We start from the raw sequence: 20138 nt of genomic DNA, 5'->3' as shown, positions 1-20138 counted from the left end.
AGGACTATCTTTGGAGCTTGGTGGCAATTTCGATTTGATTGATATTTTTATTTTTCAGATGATTGATGATTTCAAAAAAATCACCGAATGCGGAAGACTTATCGATTTCCAGAATCACCTTTGTTTCAGAAGTGAGATTCTTGCCCGATTGAATTGCCGAAATCAATTCTTCTTTTGTTTTGGCGGCTCCGTTCCAATACCACTGTCCGCCCGGATCCAAAGAGAGTACAATCTGCGAGTCAAAGTCCCCCACTCTGCTATTCTCGGATTTAGGTAGATCCAATTCCACATAAGATTTGGTTTCGGTAAACCGAACCGATACCATCAGAAAAATCAAAAGGATAAACAAAACATCGATTAAACTGCTGATATCTATTTGTTTTCTCTTACGAATCCGTTTCAGCTTCATCTGTTTAAGAGTTTATTTTCTTTTGAAAATAAACTTCATTCGTTTTTTGTAATAAGGTTTCTAAAATCTGATGAAAAAAAAGAGAAGGGATCGCAACCCCGAGCCCGAAGATCGTAGTGACCAAAGCATCTTTGATCCCACCTGCCAATACGTCAATGGTTGCCTTGCCCGCCATCTGCATCTCCGCGAAAGAAGTATAGATCCCCATTACAGTACCTAAAAGTCCGAGCAACATGGAAATAGATGCCAAGGAAGGAAGCCAATCTAACACCCGCTCTATGGAAGAACCGATCAGATCGTATTCTTCTTCTTTGGGTAAAACCGCTCCCTTCTGTTTCAAAAATTTGGAAAGTTTGAGAATGCGCGACAGGGAATAAAGAAAAAGAGCTACGGAAGAAATCGAAAAACTGCATAAAATAAATAAAATGAAATTTGCCGTCTCAGAAAAAGACCAATTCATGGAAGAAACAACCCCTATGAACCAATACGAACTCCCCTCTCCAGAAAAGAAACCGGAATATGTAAAATCAAATTTCGATCATATCGCAAAAGCCTATGACAGATTCAATGATTGGAATAGTTTTTTTCTACATAGATCTTGGAAAAACTGGGTAGTAAAGGAAGCTCTCAAAGAATCTTCGGATCCCAAAAACGCAGTCGATCTTTGTTGCGGAACAGGAGATATCACAGAACGCCTAGCGCGAGTTAAATCAATTGAGTCGGTAACAGGTATTGATTTTTCGGAAAATATGCTTTCTTACGCAAAATCCAAGCTGATTCTCGCCGACCGTGTCAAACTGGAAGTGGGTGATGCAATGAACTTGAAGTCCTTAAAAAATGATTCCATAGACATCGTTACAATGGGTTTCGGACTACGCAACGTATCCGATCTCAAAAAATGTTTATTGGAAATCAAAAGGGTTCTGAAACCGGGAGGAGTCTTTGTGAACTTGGATGTGGGAAGAGTCAGGCCCAAATTTTTAAAATATTTTGCCGATTTTTATTTCTTTAGAATCGTTCCGATTTTCGGGTATTTGCTTTACGGAAGCAAACATGAAATGTTCGATTACCTTCCTCATTCCGCAAAATCTTATCCTGATCAGGAAAATTTAAAAAAAATTTTGGAAGAGCTCGGATTTCATTCCGTTCGATTTACTAATTTTGTATTTGGAAATGCAGTCGGCCATGTCGCAAAAAAGTAAAACCAGAACGAGAATTTAAATAAGACAATTCTGCTTCATTTATGTCAGTCTAAGTTTCGCATAAGGGAAAGAGCTAAGGAATTCATTCTTCCTGAAAAAAATTTTAGTACGTATACGTAAAAAAATGTCAAAACTGACAGATGATATATGGACATAATCGGCGATTACTGCCTCAATACTAATATATGTTATACGAAATAAAAAGAAACAGTGCAGATTCTCTTATTTTACTATTACCGTCATGAAATTTCTTTCCCATTTTTTACAATTTGTATTTTTGTCCTTTTTTTCATGATTCCCCTTGATTTTTATCCGAAAATCTACGATCTTGTAATTAAGCAATAAATTACAATTGTATTTTATGTCGCGTCCCATGCGAGGATCACTATGTTGAAAAAATTACTTATTATCACCCTCATGATTGGCTTACAAGCATCATGTTCTTCCAAGAAAAAAGGGATTCCTCTATTTTTACTTATGTTAGGTGGTGGAGGTGGAACTGCTTCCGTATCAGCCTCTTCGGAAACCGTTTCTCAAGCGGAATCAGGAGATAGCTTTACCGTAGTTCCTTTGACCGGAGACGAGTCCGGTTCCGAAAGCGGCAGCAACGGAGGAAGCGGAAGTTCGGGAGACGGAATTTTCACAACGCCTACCGGATCAACAGAGGTTCTTTCCAATATTCATTTTCAAGTGATGGACGATACTTTCCTTTGGGACAATACGATCAGCACTTATATCACTATCAAAGTCTCCAACGAAGAAGGTGTATTGTCCGGGATCAATGTAAAAGCATCGGAAGACCAATCCACTCCCGGGATCTCCCAATTCCTTTCCCAAGGACTAACGGGCAACGATGGTTTGGTGACTGTTCGAATTACTGTCCATCCTTCCGTCAGCGAAGTCATCGTTACTATCTACGGTATCAATCCCAAGACAGGAAAGGCACAAGAGATTACCGGCCGTATCCCAATCCAAGTGCCCGAGACCTACGTAGGTGGTGGTTCCGGCAACGACGGAGGTTCGAGCGGTGGATCCGGTAATGGAGACGGCGGCGGAACGGTTGTTGTCGCCCCTGAAATCGATCTTAATACTGTAAACTTCGGAGCTGTAGCAGGATGTTTGCAAAATCTGGATTCCGACTGCGACGGAGTTTTGGATGCTGATGACGAATTTCCAACAGATGCGGAACTTGGCTGGACTACCCGGACCGGGCGTCACACTCTCGCATGGGAAGATTACTATCGATCTTCTCACATTCAAAACGCAACTGCGAATCCAAACAATGATATGGACCTAAACGACCATGTAACAGTCTTCGCAACTGAAATCGATTACACTCCTACTGGTAAGGCAAAAACAATTCGAGGCATTTTCACACATGTAGGAAAAGGGGCAGGATTCAACCATGACCTAAGGCTTTCCCTGGATGTTCCTGTATCGGCAGATCTTTCGATCTCTTATGTGGGAAATAACGGGCAGGCTATTTCTTCTCCATGAACTGTTCTCTGGCACTTGCCTCTGCGGCAAACACGGGAGATTGTGTGGGAGGAACTTTGACATCCGCCCAATTGAAAAAAGGAATTCTAATCCTTCCCAATTCCCAGAATACTCTTTATAATTCCAAAAACTCCCCCGGTGTAGGAGGAGCTTTAAACTTCGTATTGGGAATGACTGCGAATTTCACGATCACTTTCTCTGAACCAGTAGATCTTGCCGCAGCTAAAAACCTTTCCGGCGGGCATTTGAATTATTTTCTAGCAGTGAGCGGAACAGGGGAAAAGATATTCCGTCCCGGCTTTGTGAAATCGTCCGAAGATAGTTCCGGATATGATCTTTATATTGATCGTGTTACAGGATTTCCTTTCGGAGTCATTGTTCCGGGAGTGTTTAATTTTCCTAGAGAAGTCACCAATATCTTGGATCCGAACAACCAAGGAAAAACAGGCTACCCTGCTTTCAAAGAATGGGCTAGTTCCAAAGGGACCAAGTCCAGGAACTGGTTCGAACAATCTATGACTTCGGCACAAGCAGCCTATGTAGTGGATATCAAATCCAATTATTTGCCTAAACCGTTTACCGCAGTTCTGATAGATTCCGTTCGGGTCTATCTTTGGGAATTGGCAATCTCGTTGATTGCAATCGGCGCAAGTGTCGGATTCTATCTCAGAAGGAAAATGATTCTTTCTATGACCACATAAACACAATCGACTTCTTCAAAATTTGCAGAGAAAAAGGGAATTTCGTAAGAGGTTCCCTTTTTCTTTGCCTTTGTAGCAAAAATCATCACAAAATTATGAAAAAGTGAAAATAAATTTGATTTTTTAGACAAATTGTCGTCATACTTAAGCAACAGGTAGGTTTTACTATTATGAAAAAGTGGATGATTATACTAACAATCCCCATACTTTTGATCGATTGTTCGAACAAAAAGAAGGGCGGACTCCTTCTCTTTCCGTTCTTGGGAGGATCCGGAGATGCATCAGCTCCCTCAACTGCAGCAACCAGCGCAGCAGCAACTGATGAAGCTTTCACTGTGGTCGCTCTAGGAGCTACAGAGACAAGCCAAGTCACAGACAGCAGCTCAACTACGACATCATCATCGACTGCGACCGATTCTTCTTCTACAAGTGATAGTAGCAGCACAACAAGTGGAAGCAGTTCTGCAAGCGATCAGACAAGCAGTTCGGAAAGTTCAAGTTCTACGAATTCTTCCAGCTCGACTTCCACTTCCACCAAAGAAGAAACCAGTATAATAACGACTCCAACTCCGGAAGTAGTCACTGCACCTGCTGTAGCGGATACTACAGTTACCAATAATACGACTACCACTGTGGTAAGCCAAACCAATGGAAGCGGTAGCTTCAATTTTGAAACCAACGTAACTGTTCCTGTAACGGTTCATTTGCAAAATGAAAACGGCCCTGTTGCAAACGCACCTGTAACCGTTTCCGAAACCCAATCCAACGGAGAAACCAATATCCTTGGACAAGGAACAACTAACAGCCAGGGAACTGCCACCATTCCGGTTTCCGTTCCGCCTACAGTTACGGAAGTACAGATCAGTGTGATCGGTGTGAATCCTACTACGGGAGAAGTACAAGAAGTAACAGGAACTGTTCCAGTTCAAGTCCCCGCTCCTACAACAAACGGTGGAACATCTTCTGGAACCGTAGTTGTTGCTCCGACGGCAAATTTAAATACAAATAATTTCCAACCTTCCAATGGATGCGTTCAAGCCATTGATGCTGATTGTGACGGGGTTGCGGACCAATTCGACGAATTTCCAAGCGATCCGAAACTTGCCTTTGTTGCCCGATCAGGTCGTTATACGATCGCATTTGAAGACTTATTCCCGAATGCGGGCGATGCGGATTTAAACGACTATACTGCTGTGTTTAGCACCGAAATGGACAAAACATCAAATAATAAAGTGAAGACGATCAGAGGAGCATTCACTCATGTAGGAAAAGGAGCAGGACACCATCATGAATTGCGTCTTTCTCTCGATGTTCCCGTGGGAGCAACGTTCCAAGTAAATTATGTGGATGGTTCCAATAAAGCTTGGACAGGATGTGCCTCTGCCAACAAATATGTATTAGGTGCAAGCGGGGATTGCACGGGAGGCAATATCTCTTCCGCAGGACTCAAGAAAGGACTTCTTATCCTTCCTAGTTCCGACAAAACACTTTTTGGAAAACAAAACTCGCCTGCTCCGAATGCAAACTTTCACGCAACGGATTTCGTTCGAGGTGTGACTTCCAATGTAACCATTACTTTCGATGAGCCGGTAGATTTGAATACAAGTAAAAATTTAGTCGGTGGTCATTTGAATTGGTTCCTTGCAATCAATCAAAAAACCAACGGTATCTATAGACAAATTTATCGTCCCGGTTACGTTTTCGGTTCCGATGGAAAAGACAAATACATTGACTCCAAAGGTTTTCCTTGGGCGATCATTGTTCCAGGTGTTTTTAACCATCCCACCGGAGGTTCCGACATCAGAAAAGCATCCAGCACAGGTTATGCTTACTTCACTACATGGACCGAATCAAACGGAACTTTACACAAAGATTGGTACACTCAAATTACCAATCCGACTTATGTAGTAAAAATCAAAGACTTTTACACTGAAAACGGATTCTCGGCTTACCTAATCAAAGCGGTTCGTAAGAACATCTTTGAAGTGTCAGCCAGTTTGATTGTAATCGGTGCAGCTCTAGGATTCTTTATGAAAAGAAGAGGATCTAAAGCCAACGCTGCCTCTTAATTAAAAGACTTTTCCTACCGAAGAAACCCTTCCCGAAAACCATCGGGGAGGGTTTTTTGTATTATGAGCTGCTCAGCGAAATTTACGGATCTACCGAAACAGGGGCAATCGGTTTCAGAAATTCTCTTTGGAAATCCCGCTTTCTGATTTTCCCGTGGGTAAAAAACTAAACTCAATCCGATTCTGTCGGATAATATTCTTTTTTTAATTCTTTTAGTTTTTCCAACATGATTTCTTTTGAGTCCTTCTTCAGTGAGGAATTTTCTATAAACCATTTTGCGTTTTTGATATAAAGAAATGTCCAGGGAAAAGTAGTAGCTGATAAGAACGACTGTTCTGCGGCTTCCTTATTTTTTTGAGAATTATAAAGTTTATAAGCCTGCTTATTGTATTCTTCCGCTTTGTTGCGAAGTTCTTTCACATAATCTTCTCCCTTTTCATTCTTCAATCGGTACAATTTGCGAATGCTTTCGTCGGAAAGCAAAAAAGGAAAAGATGCAGAACGACCGAAAACGGTTTTCCATCCTGACCCTCCTTTTTTCTCGGAAGCTTGATTCACTTTTTCCAAAATGGTATTCCGGAAGAACCACTCTGCCCAATCGCTCTCTCCCGATTTGGGTAAGCCTGTAAATGCTTCGATTCTGGCTTGCTGTGCGCTGCCATGTGAAGTGGATTCAATTCCGGTCATCATCTCCACAGTATGTAAGTATTCATGAAAAATTTGCGGGTAATTGGAAACAGTCGCCCAACCTGCCGGCAATGAAATCGTTCCTCTGATCTCACCGTTTAACACTCCCGGGATAATGGGAAAAAAATTAGAACCACCGGTCGCTCTTCCTCCTACTTGAGGAAAAACAACCAAAAGCGTATCGAATTTCCGATTGATCTCTCCCAATTGAACGGCAAAGTCTTCTGTCCAAGGTTGCAAACTGGTCAAAGAAACCATCTTGGTTTCAAGCTTTGTAACTTTTGTATTGAAAATTAAATTTTCAAACTCCAGGGAAAATCGCCCGTTCGTAAAGGTTTCCAAGTAACGGGCAACCAAGCCCATGGAAAGATTCAAATGCCCGATCGTACAAGGATCGAGTTTGCTTTGAAATCTTTTTCCACCTTGCTCTGCATCCGTTTCACTGAGATAGATGAATGCGACCTTCTGTTTGTATTCGGCATCCGTCTTACCTAGAGAAGATCTTTTTTCCAAATATCGGATCATATCGTCCGTTGCTCCCCAACCGGGCCTCTTTTGCCAGTCTTTGGGATCATCCTTGCCACCTAGTATTTGTTTTGCGGTCTTGAATTTATCCAGAGAAGATTCGAATCTTTGTTCCGAAAACTCTTTCACAGCCGACCAATATCTGGCAGAGGCTCTGCAATCTTTTTTGGGATTGTCAGCATATTGAATATCGCAGAATTCTTCCGCCTCTTTAAAGGCTAAAGTGCGTATGAGTTCGGAAAAAGTTTTTTCTTTGAGACTCGCAGTACAACTCTCTTTATAAGACTCTAAATCTTCCGCGCCCAAGGAAAAAGAACTGAAACAAACAAAGATAGAAAAAACGAAAAAAAAATAATTACGATCATTACAAGGCATTCGGGTATTATAATTCAACCCGAATCATTTTGCAATTCTATTAGAAATAAAATATTTACTTAACGCGAGTGTCGACTGATTACAAAAAACCGAATTGATTCTTGTAATCAAAATAATCCCTAGAAATAAAAAGTTCCGTATTTGTTTTTGACTTTAATCTTACAAACTCGGCTCCGGGAGGGAAACTTCCCCTCGAGATATAACTACGGTTTGATTGGGGAGAGACTGGAGTTTTCAAGAGCAACCTTCTTTCCGAATTGAGCCAGATCATTTCCATTTGCAGGTTTTCTTCCTTTGCACGGACTTGAAATACTCCACTCCTCCGACTAGTTTCCTTAGTGAGTTTCCACTCCCAAGTTTTGCCGTGAAATTCATCTTCCCGTTCATTGCCGCTTGCAAATTTGGTAGCTTGGGTTTGAAAGAATCCCAACTCATCCTTTCGGAAATCGGCTCCTATCCCCGATTTGATAAAGTCTCCCGAAAAAAATATCAGATAATGCAAAGGCAAACCCAAACATAGAATGAGGACCATATAACGGAACCAATTCGAATTTCGCGTCATTTGATTTCCGACTGCGACTGAACCAAGCGGATAAAAAAGCAAAAACACGGCTATAAATGCACCGTCGCAATGCTGCACTTGCATCCCGAATAAAAACGGTAAAAATAATAATGCCATATTGAGATAATTATTTCTTTCCCAAACAAACAAACCGACAAGTCCCAAAAGAATGATGGTCCCGAAAATTCCCAAATCATGAAGGCATGCCAGGAAAAAATTGGGAGGAAGATCGATCAGTCCACCGTTCAATTTTGTACGAGGAAGTTTCGGGTCTTTTAAAACAACCGGAAGAGAAGCAAGTCCGTTGCCGAACCATAATTTCTTTTGAAAGCCCTGCCAGGAAATACGATACAATTCGGAACGATTTTCATCTAACGCATAGAATGCGCTAAAATTTTTGGATCGTAAAAATTCCGATTGGAAACTCATGTATCTGACGCCAAGACTCGCAATCGGTTCGGGAGATTTCAGTTTGGAAAATCCCCAAAGAACTGCCACGGCAAGTAACGGTAACAAACATAGAACCGAAACCCTGGTGATCCAAAGGCTGAGTTTGGAATGCAAATAACGGGAAGTGACTACAAATACAAAGGATATAAAAAGAAATCCGAGCCAGATCACCCAAAATGCCTTTGCCTGTTTCATTCCTAAAATGCTTACCGCAAAAACCAATATAACAATGATCAGGCGCCAGATATTTTCTTTGGTTTGTTTGTACTTTTGATAGGAAAATACCAGGAAAAAAGAAGCAATTCCCGGGATTAACCAGGAAGAAGAACCGGAATCGACAAATAACCCCGGAAGTCTCCCTGCTACGATGGAAAAATTCGACCCTTGGGATAAAAAACCCGGAGAGTAAATCTGTTGAATGGATAAAATAATCAGTTGAATGAAAAAGCCGATGAAAATTCCAAATATCAGATGTTTGGTGGTCGTATCCCTGGAATTACTTATGGAAAATCTTTCTTCGGCGAAAAAATAAAGTAAAGGAAAGCCTACACCGACTAAAATCAAAACGGGAAACGACAGATATTCGCGGGAGCTGAAGTTCGGATAATAAAAAAATTCAAGAGTACCAAGTCCTTCCAAAAATGAAAACCCGAACCCTGCAAAATAAGAACATAAAAGCAGAACAATCAGCCAATATAAAAAATAAAAAGGAGTTTGTAAAAAAATAGAACCTTGTCTAAGAGCCAAAGGATTTCTTAAAAACCATCCGGTAACGAGGTGATCCGATTGTTTTGGCAAAGCCACTTCCGCCCTTCCGAATAAAACAAGCAAAACTTCTCTAAACCAAATTCCTAAAATGGATCCGAGAAACAAACCTACAGCATCTGTTAGGTGGAAAGGCAGGTTCGGTTCTACAAACCAGGTCAAACGGGAGATCAAAATGGCTGCGGCAGCGGTAATGATCCTTCCTGATTTTCTGCTGTACATTTGCGCGGAAAAACTAATCGCAAATTGCAAGATAAAAGCGGGGAAATACCAATTTTTAGGAACCGGAAAGGTAAATCGATATAAACCAAACAATAAACAGGAGAATGAAAAAAAGAAAATTAGATTTTCGAAGGGGAGTTTTTTCAGCCGATTTAGAAACTGCACAGTTCCTTAAGGGAATAAAATCCCTGCGAAGGAAAGCAAATGAAATTTAAAAAGGATTGAAGTGTTGAGGAAAAGTGGATTCTTAATCTAAAGAATCCATATCCATAGAAGAAGTAGGATAGGAAGAAAGAGTGTCCATACGTCCGTATCCACCAGCTCTAGATCTGCTTTTTGCCATCTGTTCTGCGTATTCAATGGTGAAACGTGTCCATGGAATCGCTTTCAAACGAGCAACAGGAATCTTTTTCTTAGTACCTTCACAGATACCGTAGGTGCCGTTCTCAATCTTTTCCAGAGCGAGTTCGATCTCTTTCAGAGTATCAATCTCATTCTCCGTTAAAACCGAACTAAGAGCCTCAGAATTCAATTCAGAAGCTATATCCGCAATGTCGCCCATTTCCTTCAAACCGGAAGGAGAACTGGTGTCTTCCCACTGATTGAGTTTGATGAGAAGGGAATCTTTTTTCTCTTGAAGAAGTTCACGTACTTCTTCAATGAACTTTTTATCGACTCCCTTTTCTACTGACTTTGAAGCGGCTTGTTTTGGCATTCTATATGTTTAGACTTTAGATTCTTTATGATCAGTATGTTTTCTGCAAAATTTGCAGTATTTTTTAGTGAGTAATTTCTCAGTCTTGGTCTTCTTATTTTTTGTTTGGAAATAATTAGAACGACCTGGAATCTCACACGGAACACAAGTGAGTTTTATGATTTCTCTCATAGTTTATGCCATTACGTAACGCGCGGGATTTCAGTCAAGGAGCATAATCGGATTTTATTCTAGTTTTTTCTTCTCCAATATCCGGCAAGAAAACTTCCGATGAGAGAGTGCATCAGGCTGGAAACCGCACTGGGAATTGCCGTGCTAGGGTCTGCGAAATGAGATTTGGCAAGTACTGCACCAAGTCCTGAATTTTGCATTCCCACTTCGATGGAAATGGTTCTCCGGAGGACTGAATCACGGTAAAACACTCTGGTCAAAAAATATCCAAGCCCGAAACCTCCCGCGTGCAAAAGAAAAACGGAAGCAAAAATCCTAAAATCCGAGGCCAAAATCAGTTTTCTTCCTGCACCTAATATGGATGATACGATCATTGCTACAAGGATTACGGATAATACCGGGGAATACCGGTTTGCCGCGTTTGAAAATTTAGGAAATAATGTTTGTAAGAACACTCCTAAAGTAACCGGAACCAAAATCACTTTGAATGTGGTCAAAAGCAGGGAAAAAGTGTCCACTTGCAGACGGTTTCCAATCAAAAAGGATGCCAAAACAGGAGTGATAATTACAGCTAACATAGTCGATACGGAAGTCAAAGTTACACTCAAAGGAAGATCACCTTTGGCGAGATAGGTGATGACATTCGAAGCGGTTCCACCGGGACAACAGGAGACTAAAATCAAACCGATCGCAAATGCCTCCGGCAGATTGAATAAAATTCCGATCGACCAACCTAAGAACGGCATCACTGTATATTGTAAAACTGTACCGAGTAAGATAGGAAGAGGCATCTTAAATACCCGGACAAAATCTTCCAATTTTAAAGTCAGACCCATTCCCAACATGATCCCGCCCAAACTATAAGTGATCCATGGTCCCTGGAACCAGACGAAATAAACGGGGAATAGAAAAGATAAAATGGAAAATCCCAAAAGGATCCAAGGGAAAGCATTTACGATTCTTTCTAAAATTTGATTCACTTGTTTAAATACTCTTTGAATGTTTTTTCCAAAATATCCACATGCATTTCCGTAACCGGGATATGAGGGGCGATTCTAAGTCTTCCCATACGGACCGCAGTATAGATTTTTTTGGATCTGAAAAAAACATTGATCGCATCCGGTGTAAATTCTTTCGACTTATGCCCTTTGACACCGATGATCCCGGACTTTGCTTCCGGGAAAGAATCACTGTCCAGAATAAAACCGAGATTACGAAGTCTAACAGAGATTAAATCCGAAATTTCGTAGACGCGGCTTTGTACTTTTGCAAACCCGATGGCGGATAACATTTGCAAGGAGGCATAAAAATAAATCCAATCGTTGAAGTTGGCGGTACTATGTTCGAATTGATCCGCAGCAGGCTTCAATTCGTCCCGATAAGGCAAATATTGAGAGTCATTTTTTACACTCCCCGCTCCTTTGAAGATCAATCGAAAGTCTTTGGAAGCCTCAGGAGAAATATAAATGGCAGCGACTCCCAAAGGACCGAGTAACCACTTCCAGGCGGCAAATGCCGCAAATTCGATTTTGATTTGGCCGAGGTCGATCGGAATATGACCGAATGCCTGGCTTCCATCCAAAATCAACCGAACTCCCGCTTTTTCGCAAATTTTTGAAATTGCCACGAGATCCAAAGGCATTCCGGTACACCAATGAACAGGTGATAGGCTAAGAAGAGAGACATCCCCTGTTTTGATTTCTTTTTCCAGGTTTTCTAAAAATTCATCCGGAGTATTTCCCGTAGGTACAAATGAAATACCTACTCCTTTTTCCTTCCAATGTTCCCAAGGATAGACGTTGCTCGGGTATTCGTTTTCCAAAACAAGTATGCGGGTTCCGGGACTTAGCCTTATGCTATGGGAATAGAGATTGATCCCTTCCGAAGTATTGTGAATCAGTCCTATGGATTTAGGAGAACAGTTCAATAGTCCTGCCAATTGCTCTTGCAAAATCACTCTGATTTTCGGTTCCGAGTATCTGGGGGCAAAAATTCCAAATCGGGAATATTCATCAAAATAATCCGCCATCACTGAGGCGGCAAAGCTAGAGACGGGAGAAATTCCGCAAAAATTCAACCAAATGGAGTCATTTTGAATCGGGTAAAGCTTAGAAACTTCCTCCCAGTCTTGCGGAACAGGAAAAGTAGGTAATTTTGGTTCAGAAGAAGTCATTGAAAGAAAGAAATATCTGTAGCGACAGGCGAGAAAAGTAAAAAATTATGGAAGAGCCATGCTCGCATGCAGTGTAACTCTCTCCAGATCCGCGTTTTCGCATAATATATCCCTCTACCGTAAACTTCTCGGGGAAAAAACCAAGTTTGCAGGAATCGTAAAATCCAACGCTTACGGCCACGGTCTTTTGGAAACCGCCGGTGTGGTAATTGAGGCAGGTGCCGATCTGCTTGGGGTCAATTCCCTGGAAGAAGCCGTCCTTTTACGAAAATCCTTTCCAAAACCCACGATCATGATTATGGGTTCCGTTCCCGACCTAAGGCCCCGCTTACAAGAATTAGCTGATTCGAACTTTTGGGTTTTGGTTTCACGGGTGGAAGAGATGGAACTCCTTTCCCAATTATCGCCCGCTCCCAAGATTCATTTCAAATTGGACACGGGAATGTCCAGACTAGGAGAATCTTACCTTCATTGGAAAGAAATTGCCACCGAAATCAAAAATAAAAAATTACCTCTTGCGGGACTTGCCACACATTTTGCCAGTACGGAAGATTTTACGGAACATTCTTATTCGATGTTTCAATTGAATCGTTTTCAAGAAGGAATAGAACTGTTCCGTTCTTTCGGATTTAAAGATTTGATCTGTCACTGTGCTTCTTCCGCCTCAGCGATGTTATTTCCCGAGGCGAGGATGGATATGGTTCGCGTCGGGATTTCCATGTACGGGCTTTGGCCGAGTTTGGAAACAAAACTTTCCCTTTCTCAAATGGGAAAGGAATTCGGGATGTTAAGACCTGCACTTACCTGGAAAACCAAAATCCAACACATCCAATCTCTTCCGAGCGGTGCTTTTGTAGGTTACGGTTCCACTTACAAAACCACTTATCCGACAAGACTTGCAGTAATTCCAGTAGGTTATTACGAAGGACTGGATCGAAAACTATCTAATCACGGTTATATGCTCGTCCACGGAGAAAGAGCAAAAATACTTGGCCGGATCTGTATGAATATGACTATGATCGAAATCACCCATATCCCGGATGCAAAATTGAATGATGAAGTCATCATCATCGGCCGATCTGGAAAAGAAATCATCACAGCGGATGATCATGCTCTTTGGACCAATACCATCAATTACGAAGTTGTTACAAAAATACTAGATCGTTTTCCAAGAACGATCGTTGATTAGAGGAAAATATGATACCCAGACAGAGTTATGAATGGAAAAACCATCGCATTACTTATGTAAAACACCCGGCCGCCTCACCCAAATTAAAGGAAAAAATCGTCCTCATCGGAGGATGGTGTTCTGCGGCGGATTATTGGAAATTGAATATCCCTTTCTTCCAACAATTCGGAGAAGTAATCGAGCTGGATCTGATCGGACATTACCCGGCGGAAATTCTGGATTACAAAAAGAAACTCACCTTACAAGAGTTTTTGGAAGCACAGGCAAATGCAATCTGGGAATCCGCAGGAGAAAAAGACCTCACTCTCGTAGGTCATTCTACAGGAGGAATGGCGGTCCTTGCCATTGCCGCGTTATTTCCCGGTAGAATCAAACAAGTGGTTTGTATCGCTCCTTATGTGCACGGACCCGTACGAGGTCCTTTAAAATTGGGGATTTTGGGCCTTCGGGCCAATCTGGGAATGTTCTTTGATATGAGTTTCAAGCTAGGGAAATCCATTCCCAAATTATTGAACTTCGGGTTTTCCTTCGGAGTTTATGATTCCAAAGGATTTCATTCCAATCCTGAAATCAAATCCTTCCTTGAAGAATATTATCCTCAGTTTGAACATCTGAATCCGAGAAATATACTTCTGATTCTGGAAATGTTGGATCGGGCCGACATCCGTCCCATCGTATTCGGCAATGAAGTACCCGTTTTGATGTTAAGAGGAGAAGACGATCCTGTCATTCCCGGAAAGGATGTGGAGGAATTGGAACGAACCACCCCCAACGTAAAAGCAATTCGTTTTGCAGAATGCGGGCATTTTGTATACTTAGAGAAAAAACATGCATTTGAAAAAGTAGTCACCGATTTTTTCATCAGTAAAAAACAATCCCGACTGAAAAAATCTTTTTTTTAAACATGCTCCGCTCAGATTCATGTACAATGTAAATCTGGCCCTATCTAAATAGGACCAGATACTCAAAGCCGATTCCTCCGAAAAGCAACCAAAGGAAAAGTACCAATGCCAGAATAAATGCCTTAGATCCGGTTTGAAATATCTTTACCAATTTGGTTTCCCATCCGAGTGCTGCCATCGCGGAAGATAAAAAAAGCAAATCGACTCTTAGTAATCCTTGTTTGGCAAAATCACCAAGGATTCCCAAGGAGTTGATTGCAATCATAATGACGAAGCCGACTGCAAACCAAGGAACAGTTACTTGGGACGAACCAGAGGAGCCTTTTTCAGATTGAGTTTTTTTCCAGTAACCCAAACCGATTAGAAATGGGACAAGTAACATAACTTTCGTTAATTTAACAATCACTGCAGTTTGGGAAACTTTCTCAGAAACACTTGCTCCAGCAGCTACAACCTGTGCGACTTCATGCACTGTAGAACCTACCAATATTCCGAATTGATTCGGTCCTCCTCCCAACAAAGGATATAAAGCAGGAAGCAGAAACATCGAGATGGTTCCGAAAGTTACGACCGTAGCCACAGCCGTCGAACTTTTGTAAGATTCACTTTTCAAAGTTCCTTCGGTGGCAAGCACCGCAGCTGCTCCGCAAATAGAACTACCAGCACTTGTTAATATGGCTGTATCCCTATCCATTTTCAAAATTTTGGTTCCGAACCAGATCCCGAGCGGAAGTGTTGTGAGTAAGATGAATATATCGGATAAAAAACCGATTCCACCTATCTCTAAAACGTCACCTAAGGTGAGTTGGAGTCCATATAGAATCACCCCCCATCTCAGAAACCGTTTTGCAATCAATTGAACTCCATTCCCAAAAGTGTTTGAGAAAAAGGATGAAGAAACATTTCCCAAAATAAAACCGAATAATAGAGAGATAGTCAAAGCACTCAATCCGAGTGCTTTCATTTTAGGGAAATCCCCCAAGACTATACCAAAAATTCCTAATAAAATGGGGACCAAAATGCCCAGGAGGTATGTAATTTTAAAATTTTCCATTCCTCCATTTTATCAAAAAAAAAAGATAAGGAAAATAAATAGAACTTATTCTTTATATCAATATTATTGATATGTCCATTTCAATCAGACAATTAGAGATATTTGCATCGGTCGCCAGATTTGGAAGCACCACACTCGCAGGAGAGGCATTGGTTCTTTCTCAATCTGCGATTAGTATGGCATTAAAAGAACTGGAACGGGGTATAGGTACCCCTCTATTTGATAGAACCTCAAGGGAATTGAGTTTGAATGAAGTAGGTAAAAACGCTCTCCCCCTCTGTTCCGAAATTTTAGACAGATTCTCCGAGCTATCCCGTTTGAGACAGAATATGGATGGAAAACTTTCCGGAAGTCTACGCGTTTCCGCATCAACCACAATCGGTAATTACCTGCTTCCAAAGTGGATAGGTAAATTCCAATCTTTGCACCCGCAAACAGAAATCATACTTGAAATCAAAAATAGCAAAGAAGTGCTTATCGGAATCCAAGACACACATGTGGATCTGGGTTTTGTGGAAGGAAGGATTCAGGAAGGACCTTTTCAAACGGAAATCTTTTACAACGACGAAATGATCATAATAGACAATTACAAGAGTAATGCGAAGCAGAAGCTTATTTCCAAAAAAGATATGGAAAACAGAACATGGATTTTGAGAGAACCCGGTTCGGGTACAAGAGAATGGATTGAATACAAATGGGCATCGGAAGGTTGGAATCCGAAAAAGAAAAGAGAATTGGGAAACACGGAAGCCATCAAAAAATCAGTCGAAGAAGGTCTTGGGATTTCCTGTTTGTCTTTATCGGCAGTGGAAAGAGAATTGAATTGGAAACTACTCTCTAAAATAAACTATACTTATACAAACTGGAATCGCCCTCTTCAGATGGTATGGCATGATAAAAAATATAAATCCGAACTGTTTTTAAAGTTCTTCGAATTCTGTAGAACCGAAAGTAAATCTACAGAAATAACGAATGTTTGAGTGCGGGAAAAGAGCGCCTGATTTCATTTAACTTCTCCAGATTGATTTCCGCAATTGCAAAACCCGGTTCTTTCCCCGCATCGGCAAGTATGGTTCCCCAAGGAGAAATGATGAGAGAGTGTCCGTATGTTTTTCTTTTTCCATGTGGATCATGAACTCCTGTTTGACCTGGTGCCAAGATAAACATAAAATTTTCAATAGCACGGGCACGAAGTAGCACTTCCCAATGAGCCTCTCCGGTAGGTGTCGTAAATGCAGCAGGCAAAAAACAAATTTCGCAACCGTTCCGGGATAGATCTCGGAATAACTCGGGAAACCTGATGTCATAACAAATGGCAGAAGAAATTTTGCCCAGTTCCGTTTCTATCACGGCAGGAATTTTCCCACCGCTCATTGTGGATTTGGATTCGTTGTAACTAAAACCGTCTCCTACTTCCGCATTGAAAAGATGCGCTTTGTAATACCGGAATATTTCCGTTCCCGAAGGATCAAATAGCAAAGCGGTGTTATAAACTTTTTCATTTTCCGCACGAGTGGGAAATCCTCCTCCCAAAAGATGAATTTGAAAATCCTTGGCGGTTTCTGAAAGAAATTGTATTGTTTCAATTTCGATTTCTCCCAATAGATTTCTTTTTTCTTCCTCGCTTCCCATGAAAGAAAAATTTTCAGGAAGGCCAATGAGCTTCGCCCCTTCATCCACTGCCTCTTTTATGTACTGTCTGCACTTGGTTAGGTTGTTTGCCACCCTTGCATTGCTGGAAACTTGGATGACTGCTGCTTTATAGATATCTTTCATAAAAAAACGATCCTTAAGAAATCACGGTATATTTTCAATGACCATATAGAGGAAATATGGAACTCCAACTGGAAAAAATCAATCATATCCTAGAAGCCCTTCCCTATTTGATCAAATATTCAGGCAAAACCATCGTAATCAAATACGGCGGTGCCGCCATGATAGAAGAAGACTTAAAAGCCTCCTTTGCTGAAGACATCGTTTTATTAAAGTATTTAGGAATCAATCCGGTTGTGGTTCACGGGGGCGGTCCTGAGATCAATCAGTTGATTAAATCGCTCAATTTGAACACCCAATTCGTCAGAGGGCATCGGGTAACAGATGAACCTACGATGGAGGTGGTGGAAATGGTGCTCACTGGAAAAGTGAACAAACAAATCGTTTCGCTCATCCAGGAAAAAGGGGGAAAGACAGTCGGTCTTTCCGGAAAGGACGGCGGGCTCACTCTCGCGGAAAAGTACCTGATGGAATTTGAAGATGAGAATGGAAAATTGCAAAGCCTGGACTTGGGACTTGTGGGAAAAATCTCCGAAGTCAATCCTTCCCTGATTCGTACCCTCCAAGCGGAAGATTTCATTCCAATCATCTCTCCCGTTTCCGTTTCGAAAGAAGGAAAAACCCTTAATATCAATGCAGATACGATGGCGGGAGCAATTGCCGCATCTTTATCCGCTGAAAAATTAATATTAGTAACGGACACTCCGGGCATTCTGATTGACGGACAATTGGTAACGGGCCTCAACAAACAAAAGATTGACGAATATATCAGATCAGGCCAGATATCCGGCGGAATGATTCCCAAAGTGGAATGTTGTTTGGATGCCATGCGAGGCGGAGTGAAGCGAGCTCATATCATTGACGGACGCGTTCCTCATTCCGTACTAATTGAGGTCTTGACAAATCAAGGAATCGGCAGTCTCATCGAATAATCACCAGAAAGTTATGCCTACAAAACAGTTAACACTTCGCCTTATTTCCGACATTGCAAGTCGAATCAATTCTACGGCAGACTTAGAAACTCTCTTAAGCGAGATTATGGGAATCACCAGAGACGTTTTAGATACGGAAGGGTCTTCGTTACTACTTTATGACAAAGAACAAGACGTTTTAGTATTCAATACAACAAGCGGTTTAAAGGAAGAATCCCTCTCCAACCTAACAGTACCTAGGGGAAAAGGAATTGCAGGGATGGTTCTTGAAACCTTGCAGCCTGAGATCGTAAACGACGCGGCCAACGATCCTCGTATTTTCAAAGCGATCGATCAAACGGTAGGATACGTAACCCGCAACCTACTCTGTGTTCCTATGATCGCCCAAGGAGAAGTGCAAGGAGTTTTGGAAGCGGTAAATTCCCAAGACGATAGGGAGTTCAACCAAACTGATATTAGGATACTCCGTTATCTTTCCGATCAAGCAGCGATTGCAGTTAAAAACAGGCTTCTCATAGACAAACTGAACTTACGCGCCAACGAATTGAATTGTTTATACCAAATCTCAAACGCACTTTCCAATATCCAAAACTCGGAAGAATTTATGGATCTCGCGGTAAAGACCATATCGGAAGTTTTACAGGTAGATCGAGTCGCGCTTAAATTCGAAAAAATCGATCAGAAAGGACTTCCCCGATCCAAATCCAAGGGATTTTCGGATCAGTATTTGGATGAAGAAGTGCAAACGGTTTTATTTGCAGACCGTTCCGAGTGGATGAATAAAGGTTACAAGATCATCACCGCACAGTCTCCCCAAGGAATCTTACTCACACAAAACGGAATTTTTCAACATAGTTTGATGTTACTCCCCATTCTCAAAAACAAAGAATGGTTAGGTGCTCTTGCCGTATCGGACAAAACATCCAGAACCAGATTTGACGAGATGGACATCAAGATCCTGCGCACTCTCTCCAACCAAGTAGGAGAAGCTTACCGAGCCTTGCAGGTAAAAATACAAAGTGACCGTTTGAAAAATATCGATCGTGATATGCAAGTTGCTGCAATGATCCAAAAACATTCTTTGCCGATCATTCCGAAACAATACTCACTTCTTGAATTTGATACCTATTACCAAGCTTCCCGTGAAATCGGAGGAGACTTTTACGATATGGTGATCCATGGCAAAGACGAAGTGTCATGTATCATCGCGGACGTTTCCGGAAAAGGGACACCAGCTGCATTGTTTATGGAACTTTCCAAGACAGTATTGCAACAGGAAGTTTCAAAAACCACTTCTACCAAAGAAGCATTGACGCGGGCGAATGAAATGATTCAAAACAAGTCCGGTTTCCTCATGTTTGTGACTGCGATGCTTGTTCGAATCAATATGACCAAAAAAGAAATCATGTTCTCTTCCGCAGGTCATAATATGCAAATTCTTTACCAAAAGAAACATCATAAGATCCAGCACCTTTCCGGAAAAGGCCAACCTATGGGAATCAGCAATTGCGAATTCTCGGAGCATACGATGGCTTACTTACCAGGGGATTTGCTTGTACTCTATACGGATGGGGTAACGGAAGCGATGAATTCCAAAGAAGAACTTTTTTCAGAGGAACGGTTGGAGTCCGTAGTTCTTTCTCATATCAACGATCCTCCTGAAATTATCCGGCAGGCGATTTTACAAAAAGTAAGCGAATTTATCGGAGATGCAGAGCCGCATGATGATATTACTCTCTTTATCATTCGTCTAAACTAATAGGT

At 41.5% G+C, this 20138-nt stretch carries 19 protein-coding genes; 9 read left to right on the top strand and 10 right to left on the bottom strand.

Translation table 11 applies throughout. The features are described from left to right. Nucleotides 1-4 precede the first annotated feature (4 nt). Nucleotides 5-409 carry an ExbD/TolR family protein gene (locus tag EHS11_RS01350; protein ID WP_135762612.1) on the bottom strand — a complete coding sequence of 135 codons (405 nt, stop codon included), beginning with the start codon at nucleotides 407-409 and terminating at the stop codon, nucleotides 5-7. 4 nt (nucleotides 410-413) lie between these two features. Next, a complete protein-coding gene (locus EHS11_RS01345) occupies nucleotides 414-869 on the bottom strand; it encodes a MotA/TolQ/ExbB proton channel family protein (protein ID WP_135762611.1) in 456 nt (151 codons plus the stop codon). A 16-nt stretch (nucleotides 870-885) separates the two neighbouring features. Here EHS11_RS01345 and EHS11_RS01340 point away from each other — a divergent pair, with 16 nt between their 5' ends. The 4 genes from EHS11_RS01340 (at nucleotide 886) to EHS11_RS01325 (ending at nucleotide 5878) form a co-directional block, all read left to right on the top strand. Beyond that, nucleotides 886-1611 carry a ubiquinone/menaquinone biosynthesis methyltransferase gene (locus tag EHS11_RS01340; protein ID WP_135762673.1) on the top strand — a complete coding sequence of 242 codons (726 nt, stop codon included), beginning with the start codon at nucleotides 886-888 and terminating at the stop codon, nucleotides 1609-1611. Between the two features lie 387 nt (nucleotides 1612-1998). Further along, nucleotides 1999-3108 (top strand): hypothetical protein, encoded by a 1110-nt coding sequence (locus EHS11_RS01335; RefSeq protein WP_135762610.1) that lies wholly within the window; start codon nucleotides 1999-2001, stop codon nucleotides 3106-3108. After that, complete coding sequence (locus EHS11_RS01330) at nucleotides 3105-3809, top strand: DUF4842 domain-containing protein (protein ID WP_135762609.1); 705 nt, start codon at nucleotides 3105-3107, stop codon at nucleotides 3807-3809. The genes EHS11_RS01335 and EHS11_RS01330 overlap by 4 nt, the downstream gene beginning before the upstream one ends. A gap of 170 nt (nucleotides 3810-3979) precedes the next feature. Further along, nucleotides 3980-5878, top strand: coding sequence for an LruC domain-containing protein (locus EHS11_RS01325; RefSeq protein ID WP_135762608.1), 1899 nt, complete (start codon nucleotides 3980-3982; stop codon nucleotides 5876-5878). A 172-nt stretch (nucleotides 5879-6050) separates the two neighbouring features. Here EHS11_RS01325 and EHS11_RS01320 read toward each other — a convergent pair whose 3' ends face one another. The 6 genes from EHS11_RS01320 to EHS11_RS01295 form a co-directional block, all read right to left on the bottom strand. Beyond that, nucleotides 6051-7397, bottom strand: a complete 1347-nt coding sequence (locus EHS11_RS01320) for a hypothetical protein (RefSeq protein ID WP_167884308.1) — start codon at nucleotides 7395-7397, stop codon at nucleotides 6051-6053. Nucleotides 7398-7545: 148 nt separating this feature from the next. Next, a complete protein-coding gene (locus tag EHS11_RS01315; protein ID WP_167884307.1) occupies nucleotides 7546-9495 on the bottom strand; it encodes a hypothetical protein in 1950 nt (649 codons plus the stop codon). A 217-nt stretch (nucleotides 9496-9712) separates the two neighbouring features. After that, a complete protein-coding gene (locus EHS11_RS01310; protein ID WP_109022300.1) occupies nucleotides 9713-10180 on the bottom strand; it encodes a TraR/DksA family transcriptional regulator in 468 nt (155 codons plus the stop codon). A 9-nt stretch (nucleotides 10181-10189) separates the two neighbouring features. Beyond that, nucleotides 10190-10351, bottom strand: a complete 162-nt coding sequence (rpmG, locus tag EHS11_RS01305; protein WP_135762605.1) for a 50S ribosomal protein L33 — start codon at nucleotides 10349-10351, stop codon at nucleotides 10190-10192. Nucleotides 10352-10410: 59 nt separating this feature from the next. Continuing rightward, entirely contained in the window at nucleotides 10411-11331 is a 921-nt protein-coding gene (locus EHS11_RS01300; RefSeq protein WP_135762604.1) for a bile acid:sodium symporter family protein, read from the bottom strand. After that, nucleotides 11328-12524, bottom strand: a complete 1197-nt coding sequence (locus tag EHS11_RS01295; protein ID WP_135762603.1) for an aminotransferase class V-fold PLP-dependent enzyme — start codon at nucleotides 12522-12524, stop codon at nucleotides 11328-11330. The genes EHS11_RS01300 and EHS11_RS01295 overlap by 4 nt, the downstream gene beginning before the upstream one ends. A 58-nt stretch (nucleotides 12525-12582) precedes the next feature. On the opposite strand from EHS11_RS01295, the gene alr reads away from it, so the two are divergent. After that, nucleotides 12583-13713 (top strand): alanine racemase, encoded by a 1131-nt coding sequence (gene alr / locus EHS11_RS01290; protein ID WP_135762602.1) that lies wholly within the window; start codon nucleotides 12583-12585, stop codon nucleotides 13711-13713. A gap of 8 nt (nucleotides 13714-13721) precedes the next feature. Continuing rightward, the gene (locus EHS11_RS01285) at nucleotides 13722-14615 is read left to right on the top strand and encodes an alpha/beta fold hydrolase (RefSeq protein ID WP_135762601.1); all 894 of its coding nucleotides are present in this window, start codon (nucleotides 13722-13724) and stop codon (nucleotides 14613-14615) included. A 40-nt stretch (nucleotides 14616-14655) separates the two neighbouring features. Here the strand turns inward: EHS11_RS01285 and EHS11_RS01280 are convergent, their stop codons facing one another. Continuing rightward, nucleotides 14656-15669: a YeiH family protein gene (locus EHS11_RS01280; RefSeq protein WP_135762600.1), complete on the bottom strand. Its 1014-nt coding sequence runs from the start codon at nucleotides 15667-15669 to the stop codon at nucleotides 14656-14658. A 71-nt stretch (nucleotides 15670-15740) separates the two neighbouring features. Between EHS11_RS01280 and EHS11_RS01275 the strand changes: the two genes are divergently transcribed. After that, nucleotides 15741-16649, top strand: coding sequence for a LysR substrate-binding domain-containing protein (locus tag EHS11_RS01275; RefSeq protein WP_135762599.1), 909 nt, complete (start codon nucleotides 15741-15743; stop codon nucleotides 16647-16649). Here the strand turns inward: EHS11_RS01275 and EHS11_RS01270 are convergent. Beyond that, on the bottom strand, nucleotides 16627-17445 hold the full coding sequence (locus tag EHS11_RS01270; protein ID WP_135762598.1) for a carbon-nitrogen hydrolase family protein: 819 nt from the start codon (nucleotides 17443-17445) through the stop codon (nucleotides 16627-16629). The genes EHS11_RS01275 and EHS11_RS01270 overlap by 23 nt on opposite strands. 56 nt (nucleotides 17446-17501) lie before the next feature. Between EHS11_RS01270 and argB the strand changes: the two genes are divergently transcribed. Beyond that, nucleotides 17502-18374 carry an acetylglutamate kinase gene (gene argB, locus EHS11_RS01265; protein ID WP_135762597.1) on the top strand — a complete coding sequence of 291 codons (873 nt, stop codon included), beginning with the start codon at nucleotides 17502-17504 and terminating at the stop codon, nucleotides 18372-18374. Between the two features lie 13 nt (nucleotides 18375-18387). Continuing rightward, nucleotides 18388-20133: a SpoIIE family protein phosphatase gene (locus tag EHS11_RS01260; RefSeq protein ID WP_135762596.1), complete on the top strand. Its 1746-nt coding sequence runs from the start codon at nucleotides 18388-18390 to the stop codon at nucleotides 20131-20133. Nucleotides 20134-20138: the final 5 nt, after the last annotated feature.

This window comes from Leptospira ilyithenensis, assembly GCF_004771005.1.
Lineage (GTDB): Bacteria > Spirochaetota > Leptospiria > Leptospirales > Leptospiraceae > Leptospira_A > Leptospira_A ilyithenensis.
Note: the sequence above shows the minus strand (reverse complement) of the source record. Positions and strands in the feature narration are given on the sequence as shown.

Coding starts and splice junctions, on each gene's coding strand:
- alr (WP_135762602.1), top strand. CDS start 12,583: ATGCTCGCATGCAGTGTAACTCTCTCCAGATCCGCGTTTTCGCATAAT.
- EHS11_RS01340 (WP_135762673.1), top strand. CDS start 886: ATGAACCAATACGAACTCCCCTCTCCAGAAAAGAAACCGGAATATGTA.
- EHS11_RS01285 (WP_135762601.1), top strand. CDS start 13,722: ATGATACCCAGACAGAGTTATGAATGGAAAAACCATCGCATTACTTAT.
- EHS11_RS01345 (WP_135762611.1), bottom strand. CDS start 869: ATGAATTGGTCTTTTTCTGAGACGGCAAATTTCATTTTATTTATTTTA.
- rpmG (WP_135762605.1), bottom strand. CDS start 10,351: ATGAGAGAAATCATAAAACTCACTTGTGTTCCGTGTGAGATTCCAGGT.
- EHS11_RS01275 (WP_135762599.1), top strand. CDS start 15,741: ATGTCCATTTCAATCAGACAATTAGAGATATTTGCATCGGTCGCCAGA.
- EHS11_RS01295 (WP_135762603.1), bottom strand. CDS start 12,524: ATGACTTCTTCTGAACCAAAATTACCTACTTTTCCTGTTCCGCAAGAC.
- EHS11_RS01335 (WP_135762610.1), top strand. CDS start 1,999: ATGTTGAAAAAATTACTTATTATCACCCTCATGATTGGCTTACAAGCA.
- EHS11_RS01270 (WP_135762598.1), bottom strand. CDS start 17,445: ATGAAAGATATCTATAAAGCAGCAGTCATCCAAGTTTCCAGCAATGCA.
- EHS11_RS01325 (WP_135762608.1), top strand. CDS start 3,980: ATGAAAAAGTGGATGATTATACTAACAATCCCCATACTTTTGATCGAT.
- EHS11_RS01310 (WP_109022300.1), bottom strand. CDS start 10,180: ATGCCAAAACAAGCCGCTTCAAAGTCAGTAGAAAAGGGAGTCGATAAA.
- EHS11_RS01260 (WP_135762596.1), top strand. CDS start 18,388: ATGCCTACAAAACAGTTAACACTTCGCCTTATTTCCGACATTGCAAGT.
- EHS11_RS01280 (WP_135762600.1), bottom strand. CDS start 15,669: ATGGAAAATTTTAAAATTACATACCTCCTGGGCATTTTGGTCCCCATT.
- EHS11_RS01350 (WP_135762612.1), bottom strand. CDS start 409: ATGAAGCTGAAACGGATTCGTAAGAGAAAACAAATAGATATCAGCAGT.
- argB (WP_135762597.1), top strand. CDS start 17,502: ATGGAACTCCAACTGGAAAAAATCAATCATATCCTAGAAGCCCTTCCC.
- EHS11_RS01330 (WP_135762609.1), top strand. CDS start 3,105: ATGAACTGTTCTCTGGCACTTGCCTCTGCGGCAAACACGGGAGATTGT.